This is a genomic window from Noviherbaspirillum sedimenti (genome assembly GCF_003590835.1).
GTDB lineage: Bacteria > Pseudomonadota > Gammaproteobacteria > Burkholderiales > Burkholderiaceae_D > Paucimonas > Paucimonas sedimenti.
In genome coordinates, this window is sequence record NZ_QYUQ01000002.1 from 2,261,896 (window position 1) to 2,277,490 (window position 15,595).

Below are 15,595 nucleotides of genomic sequence, written 5' to 3' on the forward strand. Positions count from 1 at the left end.
GGCGTCTCGTGTCCGCTGCCCTGGCGCTGGCTGCCCTTGGCTTGCTGGCGCTGTTCGTCTGGCTGGGCGCGACCACCGGCGGCGCACGCGCGGTGCTGTCGGCGCTGGCCGCCGCCAGCGGCGGCAACGTCCGGATCGGCGCAGTCGACGGCCGGCTGACCGGGCCCTTGCATCTGCAGCAGTTGACCCTGCAGAGCGCCGGCCTGCAAACGGAACTGCAGGATATCCGTCTCGACTGGCGGCCGCAGGCGCTTTTGCAGGGACGCCTGCATGTCACGACGCTGCGCATCGGCACAATCCAGATCAGGCAACGCATCGGCCAGCCGGCAACCCCGGCCGCACTGCCGGCGAGCCTTTCCCTGCCGTTGCGGCTGAACATCGACAGTGTGCAAGTCGGCCGCGGCAGGCTCGACTGGGGCGCCTTGAATGTGGTCGAACTGGGCGCTTTCACCATGCACCTGGATTACGATGGCGCGCGCTACCGCCTCGCGCTCGAAAAACTGACGGCCAGTACCGATATGCAGAGCGACGCCGCTACTGGCGCTGCCGGCGCCCGGGTGGGCAAGTTCCACGGCAGCATGCGCGGCCAGGCCGAGCTGGCCGACACCCGGCCTTACCCGCTCAGCGGCGTCTTTCACGCCGAGGCCGACGCGCTCATCGGGCAACAGCGTCTAGCCGGCGCCGGCAAGCTGCAGCTCGACGGCAGTCTGGCGCAACTGCAAACCGGCATGGACTTTGCCATGGGTGCCGCCAGCCTCAAGGGGCGGGCGCGCTTGCAGCCGTTTTCCGATTTACCACTGGGCGACGCCGAAATCAACCTGCAGGGACTGGACCTTGCCGTATTCGGCGCCGGCTTGCCGCGCACCCGCCTCAGCGGCAAGCTGGCAACCAGCACCGCAGGCGGCACGCTGACGCTGACCAACGCGGAAGCGGGCACTTACGACGCCGGCCGCCTGCCGCTGCGCGCGCTGTCGAGCCGATTCCGCCAGGATGCGCAGGGGCTGCACTTCGACGCCATTGCCGCGGCGCTCGGTGCCGCCGCCGAACCGGCGGGCGACATCCGCGGCAGCGCTCAGCTTGCCAAGGGCACGCTGGACCTGGCGCTGGCGACAACAGCGCTCGACCTGCGCCGACTCGACCGCCGCGTGCTTGCCACCCGCCTGGCCGGCAATGCCGTCGTGCGGCATGTCGCCGGCCGCCAGGAATTCACGCTGGAACTGTCCGAACCACTGCAAAGCCGCCGCCTGGCATTGTCGGCACAGGCCACGCTGGCCGACGAGGCGCTGGCGCTGCAACGCGCCGAACTCAGGCTGGGCGACGGCACGCTGCGCGCCAGCGGCCGCCAGCAGCTGACCGGCAAGCGGGAATTTTCCGCCAGCGGCGTCGTCAGCCGCTTCCATCTGCAAGACCTTGGACGGTTCAACGGCTTTCCCGATCTGTACCTGAACGGCGAATTCTCCCTCAGCGGCGCACTGGCGCCGCAGCTCACCGCCGCACTGGATTTTCGCATCGCCGACAGCCGCCTGGCGAACCAGCCCCTGCAAGGGAATGGACGCGCCCGTCTGCATGCCGACAGCCTGGATATCCCGAAACTGACGCTCGCAGCCGGCGTCAACCGACTCGATATCGCCGGCCAGCTGCAGCCACAGGGTGGCCAATTGACGTTCGCGCTGGCCGCCCCCAGCCTGGCGCAATTCGGCGCGGGATTTGCCGGCGCGCTCGAAGCCAAAGGCACGGCACGCGGCAGCTTCACGCGCCCGCGCATCGCCGCCGAATGGCATGCCAGCCATTTACGCCTGCAGGACTTGCTGCAGCTCGACAGCCTGCATGGCAGCGGCGAGCTGGATCTGGACCGCAAGGCGCCCTGGCTGCTGGGCCGCGCCAGCATGGACGCCACCGCCCAGGGCGTGCGCAGCGGCGCCGCAAAAGCCGAAAGCCTGGCGGCGTCCCTGCGTTTCGCACCGCCCGCCAATGCGCCGCTGACGCTGCAAGTACGTGCGCAAAAAATCGCCGCAGCGGATTACCGCGCCGACAGCCTCACTGTCGATGCCAGCGGCACCACCGGCCGCCACACTTTGGTCGCCAGCCTGGCGCAGGCAGGACAGCAATGGCGCCTGCAGGCCAGCGGCGCACTGCAGGCGCAAGCGCTGCGCTGGCAAGGCAGCATCGACCAGCTAAGCGGCAGCGGCCGCCTGCAGGCACGGCTTGCAGGCGCCGCGCCGCTGGAAGTTTCGCGCCAGCGCATCGAGCTGCGGCAATTCCGGCTGGAAATGGACGACGCCATTCTGGCGATTGAACAATTACGGCGCGACGAGCAAGGCATCCAGACGCGCGGGCGCTTTGAACATCTGCCGCTGGCGGCATTATTGCCCTACCTGCGGCCACAGCCGGATATCAGTACCGACCTGCTGTTCGGAGGGGAATGGGATGTCCGGCTGGCGGGCGTGCCGAGCGGCACGCTATCGCTGCGGCGCGAGCGTGGCGACCTTGCCACGCGCGGCATGGCGCCGGTGGCGCTGGGTCTCACGCGCCTGGAAGCCAGCGCCCGCGCCGGCAGCGGCAAACTTCAGTTGCAGCTGCATGCCGATGGCGCCAACCTGGGCAGCATTGAAGTCGACGCCGGCCTGGCGCTGGGCGGCGCGGGCCGCTTCGGCATCTCGCCGCAGTCGGCACTGTCCGGCGGCGCCAGACTCACGGTTCCCACGCTGCGCTGGGCTGCGCCGATGATTGCCGCCACCGCCATCGCCGATGGCAGCCTGGACGGCGCACTCAGCATTGCCGGCAGCCTGGCCGCACCACGCCTGGCTGGCCAGGTCAACGGTCGCAGTTTGCGCCTGGCCCTGCCCGACCTCGGGGTGGATTTGCGCGGCGGCAGCCTTGCTGCCAGCTTCCAGGATACCCGGCTGCTGGTGCACAACCTCACTTTCGCACAAGGCCCCGGCAAGCTGAGCATTGCCGGACCGATCGATCTGGCCGGCGCCCAGCCCGACGTGCAACTGACGCTCAAAGCCGAACGCTACCCCCTGCTGGTACGCAGCGACCGCAAGCTGGTGGTCAGTGGCGATGGCGCAGTCAGCCTGCGCGAGGGACGCCTGCAGGCAACTGGTGGCTTCACTGCGGATTCCGGCCTGATCGATATCGGCCAGGCCGACAGGCCGACGCTGTCTGACGACGTGGTGGTGGTCGGCGCGACGCCAAGGAAAGCAGTCACGCCGCTGGCGCTGGACCTGGTGATCGGACTGGGTGAAGGGATTGTCATCCGCGGACGTGGCATAGATGCCGTGCTGGTCGGGCAATTGCAGTTCAAAAACGATGCCGGCGAACAACTGAAGGCGCAAGGCGCCATGCGTATCGTGCGCGGCACGTTTGCCGCCTATGGCCGCAAGCTCGATATCGAAAAGGGCTTGCTGTACTTTAACGGCCCGCCCGGCAATCCCGGCCTCGACATCCTGGCGATGCGACGCGGCCAGCAAGTCGAAGCCGGCGTCGCCGTGCTCGGCACCGCACTGACGCCGCGCATCGTGCTGGTGTCGGAACCGGCGGTGGCGGATGCGGAGAAACTCTCCTGGCTGGTGCTCGGGCGCGGACTTGATGCCGCCACCGGCGGCGCCGACCTGGCGGCCCTGCAGGATGCGGCTGCCTCACTCTTGACCCAGGGTGCTGCCGCCGGCGTGCAAGCCGGGCTGGCGGGCGCCTTCGGACTGGACCAGTTAAGCTTGGGCACCAGCAGCGACAGCCTGCAGCAGCGCATCGTCACCATCGGCAAGCAAGTTTCGTCGCGCCTGCATATCGGCATCGAACAAGGGCTGGAAACCGCCAGCAGTGTATTGCTGCTGCGCTATACGATTTCGCGCAAGCTCAGCCTGGAAATCGACACCGGCGCCCGCTCCGCATTCACCCTGTTCTATAACTTTGCCTTCGATTGACGTGCGCTTGGATCGACAACAATGCCAGAGGCCGTTTTCTACGTATGCTGGAGATGAAATGTATTCCGACAATGCATCGCAGAGGATGAAGCCATGGATGACGATCGTCAATTGCATAAATTGCATATACTGCCGAAGTCGCGACGCCGTTTCACCGGCGCCACGCCAATGCTGCTGGGCGCCGCAACCGGCCTTGCCCTGTTCGCCGGATGGTCGGCGTTGCGCGCCAACCGGCGCGCACGCAGGTACGCCGACCACGGCCTGGAACGCCGCGCCCCGCTCAGCATGTTTGCCGGTGGCGACCATCCCCGGCGCCGGGAAATCGATTATTCCGGCACCCACCCCCTGTTCGAGCGGCGCCAGTCGGTCTACGACGCCTATTGATGCCTATTGAGAAATAAGCCCCCCACAGTCTTGCGTCTGGCTTCATCCTGAGCCAAACGCCATGCCATTGCAAAAATCCATTTAAAGTTTCCTTTCGGCTAAACATTAGCCTGCTGCATGCCACTCAGGCTAGCATGCTAAACAAGGTTTTCTTGATTTCCCTAAAAAAACACTGGTTAACTGGCACTATTGTCCAGCATTAAAGCGGTAAGATAGACGCTGTGCGTTAATTTTCTGTTTTTGCCGGATCATGTTGAAAAAAACCCTGCTTGCCCTTCTCCTGTGTTCGGCTTCGTCCGCCTTCGCGCTGCCATTTCATTCGCAGCATGCGATGGTATTTGAGGAAGGCAGCGGCAAGGTATTGCTGGAAAAAGACGCCAATGCGGTGGTGTCGATCGCTTCGATCACCAAGCTGATGACCGCCATGGTGGTGCTGGACGCCAAACAAAATATGCAGGAATTGATCGATATTGAAGAAGCCGATGTCGACATCGTCAAGCATAGTTCCTCGCGCGTGCCGGTAGGCGCGGTCCTGCCACGCACCACCGTCCTGAAACTGGCGCTGATGTCGTCGGATAACCGTGCGGCAGCAGCGCTGGCCCGGACTTACCCGGGCGGCCGCAATGCCTTTCTGGCGGCAGTTCAGCAAAAGATCAAGACGCTGGACATGCGCAATACCGTGATCGAAGAGCCAACCGGCCTGTCGCCGCAGAACCGCTCGACGGCGACCGACCTGGTCAAGATGGCCAGCGCCGCCGCCTATTACCCCGACATCGCCCGCCTGACCACCAACACGGAAGACCAGGTCGACATGAAGGGCCATCTGGTGCACTTTCGTAACACCAACCGCCTGGTCGGCAAGCAGGATTGGGATATCCAGCTATCGAAAACCGGTTTCACCCGCGAAGCCGGCCGTTGCCTGATCATGCGCATGAAAGCCGCCGACAAGAATGTGGTGGTAGTGCTGCTCAATGCCAGGGACAGCTTCGCGCGCATGGCGGATGCCGAAAACGTTCTGCGCCACCTCGAAGGACGCCCGACCGCCATGACTGCCCTTGCGCAGGCCCCGGCCGCCACCAAGGCAACATCACGTCCGCGCGCCCAGCGCAAGCTGCATGGCACGAAACTGGCGGACAAGCGCCAGACCAAAAACCGCCGCGTCTAAGTACGCTACAGACACAGACGCAGCGACGCGCCGCCGCCGGCAGAGGCGCCGGAAAATCCTGTCAAGACCTTTTGCCTACCAGCATTTTCCGCTATCCTGCCCGGCTCGCCTTATTGCCGGCGCGCTGCTTGCCGCACTTGCGCCGACCCCTACCCGCACTCCGCACTCGACAGGACATGACATGTGGTTCAAGAATCTGCAAATATTTCAACTGACTTCGCCGTGGACCCTCGGCGCCGATGAACTCGAAGACGCGCTTGCCAAGCAAGACTTCCAGCCTTGTGGCAGCTCGGACATGCAAAGCCAGGGTTGGCTGGCGCCGCGCGACAATGGCGGCCTGGTGCATACCGTCAACCGCCAGATGCTACTGCGGTTCGGCACCGAGAAAAAGCTGCTGCCAGCCTCGGTGATCAATCAGTTCACCAAGCTCAAGCTGGCCGACATCGAAGAACAGCAGGGCTACAAGCCCGGCAAGAAGCAGCGCAAGGACGTCAAGGAACAGGTCACCGATGAACTGCTGCCGCGCGCCTTCGCCGTCAGCAACAGCACCCACGTCTGGATCGACCCGGTGCATGGCTGGCTGGTCGTCGATGCCGCCAGCCCGGCCAAGACCGACGATGTCTTCAAGTGGCTGCTGCGCTCCGTTCCCAACCTGGCAGTGACCGCCCTGCAAGTAGTGCGCTCGCCCGGCGAAGCCATGACCAGCTGGCTCGAACTCGACGAGGCCCCCTACAGCTTCACTGTCGACCAGGATACCGAACTGACTTCCACGGGCGAAAACAAGGCCACCGTGCGCTATGTGAAACACACCCTGGAAGCCGACGACATCCGCCGTCACATCAAGAGCGGCAAGCGCTGCACCAAGCTGGCCCTGACCTGGAACGACAAAATTTCCTTCGTGCTGACCGAGACGCTGGCGGTCAAGCGCGTCGCCGCGCTCGATGTACTGAAGGAAAACGCCGGCGGCGGCTCCAAGGACGAGGATGAACGCTTCGACACCGACTTCGCCCTCATGACCGGCGAACTGGATGGCATGCTCACCAGCCTGGTGGCAGCCCTGGGCGGCATCGCGCCGGCCTGACGCGCCTCCGAACGGATGGCAGGCGTTCTGCGTGCCAATTTGCCCAGACGACAGGAACATCGTTGCCAACGCCCTGCAACGACTCGCCCAACCCAAGCAGATCGTCTCGGCAGACGGCAGGATCGCGCGCAGCGACGGCAGCACGGCCGATATCGAACTGGCGGCGACCCCATTCATCATCCAGGGCCGGCAGGATACCTTGCTGGTGGTGCGCGACGTCTCCGAAAGAAAGAAGACGGAGCAGAAAATTTACCATCTCGCCCATCACGACCCCCTGACGGGACTCGCCAACCGGATGCTGCTCAAGGAACGCCTCGAACATGCGATCGCGCACGCGCACCGTACCGGCAAGCCGCTTGCCGTCCTGTTCATCGACCTTGACCGCTTCAAGGGCATCAACGACAGCGCCGGCCACAGCACCGGTGATCAGGTATTGATCGAATGCGCGCACCGGCTGCGTCACTGCCTGCGCGACAGTGATACCGTCGCCAGGACGGGCGGCGATGAATTCCTGATCCTGATCGAAGCGTCCACCGATCCGCTGCATGTGCCGGCGGTGGCGCAGAAAATCCTGGCGTCCATGGAACGCCCCTTCCACGTCGGCGGCAAGGAATACGCGATCAGCGCTTCCATCGGCATCAGCACTTATCCGACCGATGGCAGCAATGTCGAGGCGCTCATCAAGCATGCCGACATTGCGATGTACCGTGCAAAGAACGAAGGCAGGGGCGGCTTTCGCTACTATTCGGCGGCGATGGCTGCGCAAAGCCTGGAACGCTATGCCATGGAAGGCGCCTTGCGGCACGCGCTCGAGCGCGGCGAAATGGAACTGTACTTCCAGCCCAAGGTCACCCTGCAGGATGGCCGCATCAGCGGCGCCGAAGCGCTGATCCGCTGGCATCACCCGAAACTCGGATTGCTGCTGCCGCACCGCTTCATTCCCCTGGCCGAAGAAATAGGGCTGATTACCGAACTGGGATGGTGGGCCATCGCTGAAGCATGCCGGCACTGCCGCGACTGGCAGGAGCAACATCTGCCGCCCATCCGGATCGCGGTCAACCTTGCCTACAGCCAGTTTACCGATGACCGCTTCTGCGACAAGGTCAGGCATTTCCTGCAGGCGGCCAAACTTTCCCCGAGCAGCCTGGCGCTGGAGCTGACCGAAACCATGGTAATGAAAAATGCCGAACGCCTGATGAGCACGCTGCAGCAACTGAAACAGCTTGGCGTGCACTTGTCCGTGGATGACTTCGGCACCGGCTATTCTTCCCTGGCTTTCCTCAAGCGCCTGCCGGTAGACAGCGTCAAGATCGACCGCTCCTTCATCAAGGATCTGCCAGGCGACAGCGAAGATGTGGCGATTACACGCGCGATCCTGGCCCTGCTGCACAGCCTGAAGCGCACGGCGGTGGCGGAAGGCGTGGAAACCCGCGCGCAGTATGAATTCCTGTTGGAAAATGGCTGCGAGGAAGGGCAAGGCTATTACTTCAGCGCGGCATTGCCGCACCAAGAATTCCATGCACTGCTGGCCGATGCGCGCTGCTTTGCAGTATGAATGACTAAGCGGGCGGGCGGTAATCCAGCTGCTGCGCGACAAAGCCGTCAAACGCCTGCAGCAGCGGCTGGAATTTGGGATCGCAGTTTTCGAGCTGCATCAGCGCATGACACGTCGCTTCCAGCGTTGACAACTGGTGCGGGCGATGCGCCTTGCGGATCGCGTAGCGCGATGGCGGCGCCTGCAGCAGCGGCAAGCGCGGCAACTGCTGCAGCAGCGGATTCAGGTAAAGCATTTTCCGGCTTTTGCGCCATGTGCCATCCAGCACGACCAGGCGCAATTTTTCCGGCACGGCCAACAGCGCCGGCGCCAGAGGGGGAGACGGCGCTACGCCGGCGATTTCCGGATACAGCAAAACCGCTTGCATGGCGTCCGGAGCGGCGGCTGTGCCGCTCTCCTGTGTCAAGGAAAATGGCGCGTACAGCAGCGCCTGCAATGCCTGTTCCGCAAATACCTCGCCGACGGCCAGCCGGCTGCGCGGCAGGCTCAGATGCAAAAGGCGCGCACTGCCCTTGGCATTCGCCACTTCCAGCGGATGCTGCAGGATCACGACTTCAACCGCATGCGCGACCGGCGTAATCCAGCGGCAGATGCAGGCTTGCTGCGGCCGCAGGCAGGTCAGGCAGGCCAGCCGCCTGGCATGCGATGGCGGCGTGATTGCAATCGCGCTCAAAACGACGAGCCTTTCTCCTGCAGGAATTCAAGCTCCTCCGGCCGGGACGGGCGCCCCAGTATCCTGTTACGGTGCGGGAAGCGGCCAAACCGTGCAACGATATCCCGGTGGCGTACCGCAAAATCCAGGAAACCTGCAAAAACCGGGCGCTGCGGCAGCGGCACGCTGGCCAGTAGTTTTTCAAACAGGGCAACGGCAAGATCCTGATCTTCGCGGGACTCCGAGTGTTCCAGGGGCAGATAGAAAAATACCCGCTCAATCGGGCGCAGCAGCATGTCGAAGCCATTCCGCATCCCTTCCTTGCAGTATGCAAGGGCCAGCGGATCCAATGCGAACGCTTGCGGCGTGTCTCTGTAAATATTTCTGGGGAATTGATCCAAAAGAAGTATCAGGGCAAGGCAGCCAGCTGCGCTGCGCGACCAGGCATCCAGCTCCCTGTTTGCGGCCTTGGTCACCCATGCCTCAAACCGCTGCCGAATCTCTGCATCGGCTTGCGGATTTTTACGCCACCACAGCTTTGCCTTTTCGTTCGCAAGCTCGGCATCGCTTTGACTGAAGCCAAACCAGAATTCGTGGAGCGTGTTTTGCATGGACAGTTCATTGAGCGTCACAGCCGAATCCTTAAAAGTGGAAATCAAAGGCGTTTTTTCAAGATCTTGAAACGCCCAGCACCAATCCTATCTTGAGACCAGCGGATGCTCACCGGAGGTCCGCCAGGCGGGCCAGACCGGCCCACGACAATATCGCTTACTTCGTGAGGATATCACCATGCGATCATACGATTTTTCCCCGCTCTACCGTTCCGCCATCGGCGGCGATACCGTGCAAGTGCTGGAGCGCCAGGCAGCGTAATTTTTTCGCCAACACCTGCAGCGCCAGCCATCCCGGCAGCGCAATCACGCATGCCGCTCAATGAACTATTGCGCGGCATTTTTCATGCCGGCTTCTATGCTGAATTCTGACAGTTGGCAAACATATCAAAGCTGCATAATGCCGTGAAAATTCCGCGAAAATGCCGCTCTGTCATCACATTGCCGGACGTGCATTATCGTCCGCATAACAAGCAGCACGCATGCTGTGGCATAGCGCAAATATTTTTCATTTTCCCTGCGGGCGTCCCCTTGATAGGCACCGACAAGCGCGCTAAAGTTGCTTGCATCACGGAAAATAAATTTCCATGAAAATCATTGATCAAATAGCTTAGCAAGCGGGAAACAAAGATGCGAATGACGTTGGCACACAAACATGAATCGGCCTGGGATATGGGCGATTTTGCGTACGATGCAGAGGACACCATAGAAACAGGCAAGGCCAAGGCAGCAAGTCTGGGAATCCATCCCTGCTCGGATGAATATGCGGCATTCATCACGGCGTTTGGCCGGCGGGTACGCATGAAACAGGTATCGCCCCGCAAGGTTGCCGCCAACGCTGCCGCAATGGTGCAGGCGGATGCGGATGCGGAAACTGCGAGCGCGTCCGAACTGCTGCGCGCCGTCTCGTAAAAGATAGCCATGCCTGGACACGCCCACCTCGACCGGATCAAGCGCGAACTCGCCGTGCTTGGCATTGCCGAAGAACTGATTGCCGCCAAGCGCCTGCCCTTCCACGCGGAAGCGCAACAGCTGGTGGCAGCCGAGACCGACGCGCGCGGCAACACCCATCTGCTGATACCGGCGGCGGCACTGGCATGGCAAGACATGAAACAGGCTGCAGGCGAGGATGGCATCGTCATCGAACTGGTGTCGGCATTCCGCAGCATCGAGCGGCAGGTCGACATCATCCGCAGCAAGCTTGCGCAGGGCCTGGCGATCGATACCATCCTGACCTTGAGCGCGCCACCCGGCTACAGCGAGCATCACAGCGGCTGCGCCATCGACATCAACACGCCGGGTTGCGCGCCCACCGAAGAAGCATTCGATGCCACCGACGCTTTCACCTGGCTGACGGCGCATGCAGGCCGCTTCGGCTACACGCTCTCCTACCCGCGCGCCAATGCGCTGGGTTTCATCTATGAACCCTGGCACTGGTTTTTCCGGCAGGCGCACGCCATACAGGCTGCCTGAACGCCTCCGCCAGGAAATCGATCAGGTGCCGCAACTTCAGCGGCAACTGCTTTCTTGAAGCATACAAGGCATAAATGCCAAGTTCGGCCGAACGGTAGTCCGGCATCAACTCAACCAGCCGCCCGCTGCGCAAATCCTCGCCAACCAGAAAGTCCGGCTGCAGGATGATGCCCTGGTGCTCCAGTGCCGCGGCGCGACAGGTGTCGCCATTGTTGGCAGTCAGGCGCGAACGCACGGTCACCTGCGCCGGACCATGCGGTCCCTCGAAGCGCCATTCGTCGCGCGAAGACCAGTAAGAGTACGAAATCACGTCGTGCCCCGCCAATTCGTGCGGGTGCAGGGGTTCGCCATGCTTTTGCAGATAGGCCCGCGAGGCACACAGGACCACGCGGCTGGACGCCAGCTGGCGCCCGATCAGGGTCGGGTGCGGCGCCTGGGAGATGCGGATCACCAGGTCATAGCCCTCTTCCACCGGCTCGACCGTGCGGTCCGACAAGGACACATCCAGCGTCACTCGCGGATGCAGCGCCAGGAATTTTCCCCACAGCGGCGCCAGGTACGCGATGCCGAAGGTGACCGGCGCGCTGACGCGCACCCGGCCGCTGGCCTCACCGCTGCGCGCGCTCAACACCGCTTCGGCTTCATCGATGGATTCAAGGATTTCGACGCAGTGATGATAGAACGCCTCGCCATCGTCGGTCAGTGAAAGCTTGCGGGTAGTGCGGTTCAGCAGACGTGCGCCAATGCGCTGTTCCAGTTCGGCCACATGGCGCGACACCGCCGCCTTGGAAGTGCCCAGCGTATCGGCCGCCTTGACGAAGCTGCCGGCATTGACCACTGCGACGAAGGATTGCATTTCCTGGAACTTGTCCATTGTCTCGATTAATGAAACAAAATGTCATGCTAACGCATATTTATCCCATTAATCAATATTGTTATAGTGCCTGCATAACCTGATGTTACTTGCGCCCCTGTGCCTGCACTGCCGGCGCTGCAGGCACGGTGCGCCAGTCCTTAGCCAACCGCCGTATCATTTGCAACCAGGAGATCCCTATGTCCCGCTTACCGACGCTCTTCATTTCGCACGGCTCACCGATGCTGGCGCTGGTCGACAGCCCGGCGCGCCGCTTCCTGCAGCAGTTGGGCAATTCGCTGCCAAGGCCGAACGCCATCGTGGTCGTCTCCGCCCACTGGGAGTCAGTTGGCGGCCCCGCCGTGAGCCTGGTCGCGCAACCCGCCACCATCCATGACTTCGGCGGCTTCCCGCGCGCCCTGGGCGAAATCCAGTATCCCGCGCCGGGCGCCCCGCAAGTAGGCGAACAGGCGGCGGCGCTGCTGGAAGCTGCAGGTTTTGCGGTCAAGCGCAGCGACACGCGCGGCCTCGACCATGGCGCCTGGGTGCCGCTGTCCCTGATGTACCCCCAGGCCGACATCCCGACCCTGCAAGTGTCGGTGCTGCGCGGCGCCAGCCCGGCTGCGCACGAACGACTCGGCCAGGCCCTGTCGGCGCTGCGCGAGCAGGGCGTGCTGGTGATCGGCTCGGGCTCGCTGACGCACAACCTGTACGAATTCAGGGGCCAGGACATCGATGCGGCCGCGCCGGCCTGGGTCAGCGAATTCAGCGACTGGATGGCCGACAAGCTGGACAACGGCGAGCGCGAAGCCTTGCTGAATTACCGCCAGCAGGCGCCGCATGCGGCGCGCAACCATCCTACCGACGAGCACCTGATGCCGCTGTATGCCGCCATGGGTGCCGCCGGCGCGGCGGCCAAGGCCGAACGCATCCACGCCAGCGTCGAATACAGCGTGCTGGCAATGGACGTATACGCATTCGCGTGAATGCACGCGAATAAATTAAACTGAACCGACAGATTGAAAGACCGCCATGGAACATAGCCTGAACCAACTCGTCACCCATCCCGCCCTGCCGCTGGCGTATCGCCTGCGCAGTCCAGCTGGTACTGCGCAGGCTGGTACCGCACCGGCTGATACCGCGCATGCTGGTACCGCGGCGGCCGGCACAACGGAAAACGCCGGCGGCGCCGTCCCCTGCCTGATCCTGCTGCATGGCGTCGGCGCCAACGAAGCCAACCTGATCGACCTGGCGCAGCGTCAGGACCCGCGCCTGCTGGTGATCCTGGCGCGCGGCCCGCTCGCTTTCGGCCCGGCGCAGTTCGGCTGGTTCAACGTCAACTTCGCCTCGGGCGGCCCGGTGATCAATGCGCAGCAGGCGGAGCAGTCGCGTGCCGCACTGCTGCAATTCATCGAAGGCTTGCCGGGCGCTTATGGCGTCGATCCGCAGCGGATCTGGATCGCCGGCTTCAGCCAGGGCGGCATCCTCAGCGCCAGTGTGGCGCTGACGCGCCCGGACCGCGTTGCCGGCTTCGGCATCCTGAGCGGACGCATCCTGCCGGAGATCGCCCCGATCACGGCGCCGAACGAACAGACGCGCAAGCTGGCCGGCTTTGTTTCCCATGGCGTCGCCGACGGCAAGCTGACCGTCGAATTCGCCCGCAGCGCCGAGCGCCTGCTGAAGGAAAAAGAAGTGCAACTCCGCTACCGCGAATACGATGCCGTGCATGAATTGAACGCGGCAATGCAGAATGATTTCGGCGCATGGCTGACGCAGCAGCTCGATGCCAGCCAGCGCTGAGATTACCTCGGCACCGGCAGAAAATTGCCGCCTCGCGCGGCAACCGAAGTAAGCGCCAACTATGGCAGCAGGCGCTGCGCCCCTTCCCACAGCGCGCGCGCCAGGTCGGCGGCCGGTACGGCGCGCGCCAGCGCGGCGGATTGTCCTGCCCAGGCCTGCATCCGCTGCAAGTCGCCGGTTTCCTGCGCATGCTTGCGCATGGTCGCGGTCAGGCCGCGCTGCACCGGATATGGCGCCGGCGCCGGCGCGCCCGGCGCAGCGGCGGCAATCGCATAGTCGGTGGCAAGGCTGCGCCCGGCGCGGCCGCTGAAGGCGCGCGTCAGGACGGTTTTTTCCGGCAGGGCGGCGGCCAGCGCCTGTGCCCAGGCCGGATGGATACCGGCTTCCGGGCAACGCAAAAAGCCGGTGCCGATCTGCACCGCCGACGCGCCCAGGGTGAGCGCCGCGGCGATGCCGCGCGCATCGGCAATACCGCCGGTGGCAATCACCGGCACCCGCACCGCATCGACCACTGCCGGCAACAGCGAAAACAAGCCTGACTGGGTTGCCTCCGCGCGCGCCGCCTCGAAGCAGCCGCGATGGCCCCCCGCTTCCATGCCCTGGGCGATGACCGCGTCGGCGCCGGCGCTTTCCGCCGCCCTGGCTTCGGCCACCGTGGTCGCAGTGGCGAACCAGGCAATGCCTGCGGCTTTCAAGCGCTCGACGAATGCCGGCGCATACAGGCCCATGATCGAGGATACGATCGCCGGCCGCGCCGCCAGCAACGCGTCGCACTGGGCGGCGAAATCCTGGGGGACGGCATCGGCCGCCGTCAGTGGTACCGGCGGGCCCCATTTGCCGAGGAATTCGCGCACATGCGCTTCCTGCGCGGCATCGCGCTTCGGCGGCGGATCGGGAATCCACAGGTTAATCTGGAACGGGCGGTCGGTTTGCGCGCGCATGGCGTCCGCCCAGGCAGCGATTTCGGCCGGCTGCATCAGCAGCGCGCCGCAAGCGCCGGCGCCACCGGCCTGTGCCACGGCGATCGACAAGGCCGGCGGGCAGGCGCCCGCCATCGGCGCCAGCAGGATCGGTAAATCAAGGCGAAAGCGCTGGCAAAAAGCCGCGCTGCGCGAACGGATTTCGCTCATCGTCAACTCCTGTATCGGCATGGTCCGGCATGCCGGCGAAACACCGGCACTTGCAACACATTGTACAAGAGACCAGGAGCAGGCGAAGGCCTGCTATGCCACCGCCGACAGCATCCAGCCGCCGCAGGCGGCGATCGCGGAACCGGCCGCCGTCCATCCCCATTTTTGCTGCTGTAACCTGCCGCCAACGAACAAACCGGCCGCATGCAGCGTTGCCGTCGCCAGGATAAAGCCGGCGCCGTACAGCCAGGGCGACGCCAGTGCCGGCATTTCCATACCATGCGCGTAACCATGCGCCAGCGCGAACAGCGCCACCAGCAGCCCACCCAAAGCCGGCGCCATTATCACTGGAGAGGCAATCAGCAATCCAGCCAGCAGCACCGAAGCGGCGATCCCGCCTTCGGCCAGCGGCATGGCGATGCCGGCCATCCCGATGCCGGCGGCCAGCGCCATGCACACCAGAAAGCTCGCCGGCATCAGCCATCGGGCACGCCCGCCCAGGCGGGCAGCCCAGATACCGACCGCCAGCATCGCCAGCAGGTGATCGAGTCCCAGCAACGGATGCAGCACGCCGGCAAGGACACCATGGGCGTAGCCGGGATGGGCCAGCGCAGCACCGCTAAAGAAAGTGGCGGCCGCTGCGACTGCGGCCTTGAAATAGTGAATACGCATCAGATCTTCCCTTTTTCATCGTTGTTAAATACCAGTGACCGAATCCCAAAGCGAATATCGGGCCTATCCTGGCAGGCAACGCACAAAGCACCTGTCTGTTGCATCCGCTGATGCAGCACCAGAACCCCGCACCAATTTGCAACACACCCCCTCCCTTCTCGCACCAGACCGCGCCCATCTCGCACCGTTTTAAGGCAATGCAAGGGGAATCAACCCCAATACTGCGCCCGCTGCTTCTGGCACAACTTGTGCTCATTACAAATTCGCAACTTGCCACAAATCCTTAGACAACC

The 15,595-nt window shown here is 63.6% G+C and carries 14 protein-coding genes; 9 read left to right on the plus strand and 5 right to left on the minus strand.

Annotation, left to right across the window (positions count from 1 at the left end; genetic code table 11):
- Positions 1–8 precede the first annotated feature (8 nt).
- The 5 genes from D3878_RS10480 (at position 9) to D3878_RS10500 (ending at position 8,111) form a co-directional block, all read left to right on the plus strand.
- Positions 9–3,926, plus strand: coding sequence for a translocation/assembly module TamB domain-containing protein (locus D3878_RS10480; protein WP_158592239.1), 3,918 nt, complete (start codon positions 9–11; stop codon positions 3,924–3,926).
- Positions 3,927–4,019: 93 nt separating this feature from the next.
- Positions 4,020–4,310, plus strand: a complete 291-nt coding sequence (locus D3878_RS10485; protein WP_119785414.1) for a hypothetical protein — start codon at positions 4,020–4,022, stop codon at positions 4,308–4,310.
- 250 nt (positions 4,311–4,560) lie between these two features.
- Positions 4,561–5,475: a serine hydrolase gene (locus tag D3878_RS10490; RefSeq protein ID WP_119785415.1), complete on the plus strand. Its 915-nt coding sequence runs from the start codon at positions 4,561–4,563 to the stop codon at positions 5,473–5,475.
- 181 nt (positions 5,476–5,656) lie between these two features.
- A complete protein-coding gene (locus D3878_RS10495) occupies positions 5,657–6,556 on the plus strand; it encodes a recombination-associated protein RdgC (protein WP_119785416.1) in 900 nt (299 codons plus the stop codon).
- A gap of 31 nt (positions 6,557–6,587) precedes the next feature.
- A complete protein-coding gene (locus D3878_RS10500) occupies positions 6,588–8,111 on the plus strand; it encodes a putative bifunctional diguanylate cyclase/phosphodiesterase (RefSeq protein ID WP_158592240.1) in 1,524 nt (507 codons plus the stop codon).
- Between the two features lie 4 nt (positions 8,112–8,115).
- Here D3878_RS10500 and D3878_RS10505 read toward each other — a convergent pair whose 3' ends face one another.
- Positions 8,116–8,784 (minus strand): tRNA-uridine aminocarboxypropyltransferase, encoded by a 669-nt coding sequence (locus D3878_RS10505; protein WP_233556303.1) that lies wholly within the window; start codon positions 8,782–8,784, stop codon positions 8,116–8,118.
- Positions 8,781–9,374 carry a DUF924 family protein gene (locus tag D3878_RS10510; RefSeq protein WP_119787828.1) on the minus strand — a complete coding sequence of 198 codons (594 nt, stop codon included), beginning with the start codon at positions 9,372–9,374 and terminating at the stop codon, positions 8,781–8,783. The genes D3878_RS10505 and D3878_RS10510 overlap by 4 nt, the downstream gene beginning before the upstream one ends.
- A 636-nt stretch (positions 9,375–10,010) precedes the next feature.
- Here D3878_RS10510 and D3878_RS10515 point away from each other — a divergent pair.
- Both D3878_RS10515 and D3878_RS10520 read left to right on the plus strand, forming a co-directional pair.
- On the plus strand, positions 10,011–10,286 hold the full coding sequence (locus tag D3878_RS10515; RefSeq protein WP_119785418.1) for a hypothetical protein: 276 nt from the start codon (positions 10,011–10,013) through the stop codon (positions 10,284–10,286).
- 9 nt (positions 10,287–10,295) lie between these two features.
- On the plus strand, positions 10,296–10,847 hold the full coding sequence (locus D3878_RS10520) for a M15 family metallopeptidase (protein WP_119785419.1): 552 nt from the start codon (positions 10,296–10,298) through the stop codon (positions 10,845–10,847).
- On the opposite strand, the gene D3878_RS10525 is transcribed toward D3878_RS10520, so the two are convergent.
- The gene (locus D3878_RS10525; RefSeq protein WP_119785420.1) at positions 10,789–11,721 is read right to left on the minus strand and encodes a LysR family transcriptional regulator; all 933 of its coding nucleotides are present in this window, start codon (positions 11,719–11,721) and stop codon (positions 10,789–10,791) included. The genes D3878_RS10520 and D3878_RS10525 overlap by 59 nt on opposite strands.
- 179 nt (positions 11,722–11,900) lie before the next feature.
- Between D3878_RS10525 and D3878_RS10530 the strand changes: the two genes are divergently transcribed.
- Positions 11,901–12,686: a dioxygenase family protein gene (locus tag D3878_RS10530; protein WP_119785421.1), complete on the plus strand. Its 786-nt coding sequence runs from the start codon at positions 11,901–11,903 to the stop codon at positions 12,684–12,686.
- Positions 12,687–12,732: 46 nt separating this feature from the next.
- Positions 12,733–13,500, plus strand: a complete 768-nt coding sequence (locus D3878_RS10535; protein WP_119785422.1) for an alpha/beta hydrolase — start codon at positions 12,733–12,735, stop codon at positions 13,498–13,500.
- Between the two features lie 59 nt (positions 13,501–13,559).
- Here D3878_RS10535 and D3878_RS10540 read toward each other — a convergent pair whose 3' ends face one another.
- Together D3878_RS10540 and D3878_RS10545 are read right to left on the minus strand one after the other, a co-directional pair.
- Positions 13,560–14,630 carry an NAD(P)H-dependent flavin oxidoreductase gene (locus D3878_RS10540; RefSeq protein WP_119785423.1) on the minus strand — a complete coding sequence of 357 codons (1,071 nt, stop codon included), beginning with the start codon at positions 14,628–14,630 and terminating at the stop codon, positions 13,560–13,562.
- A 93-nt stretch (positions 14,631–14,723) separates the two neighbouring features.
- Positions 14,724–15,302: a HupE/UreJ family protein gene (locus tag D3878_RS10545; RefSeq protein ID WP_119785424.1), complete on the minus strand. Its 579-nt coding sequence runs from the start codon at positions 15,300–15,302 to the stop codon at positions 14,724–14,726.
- Positions 15,303–15,595: the final 293 nt, after the last annotated feature.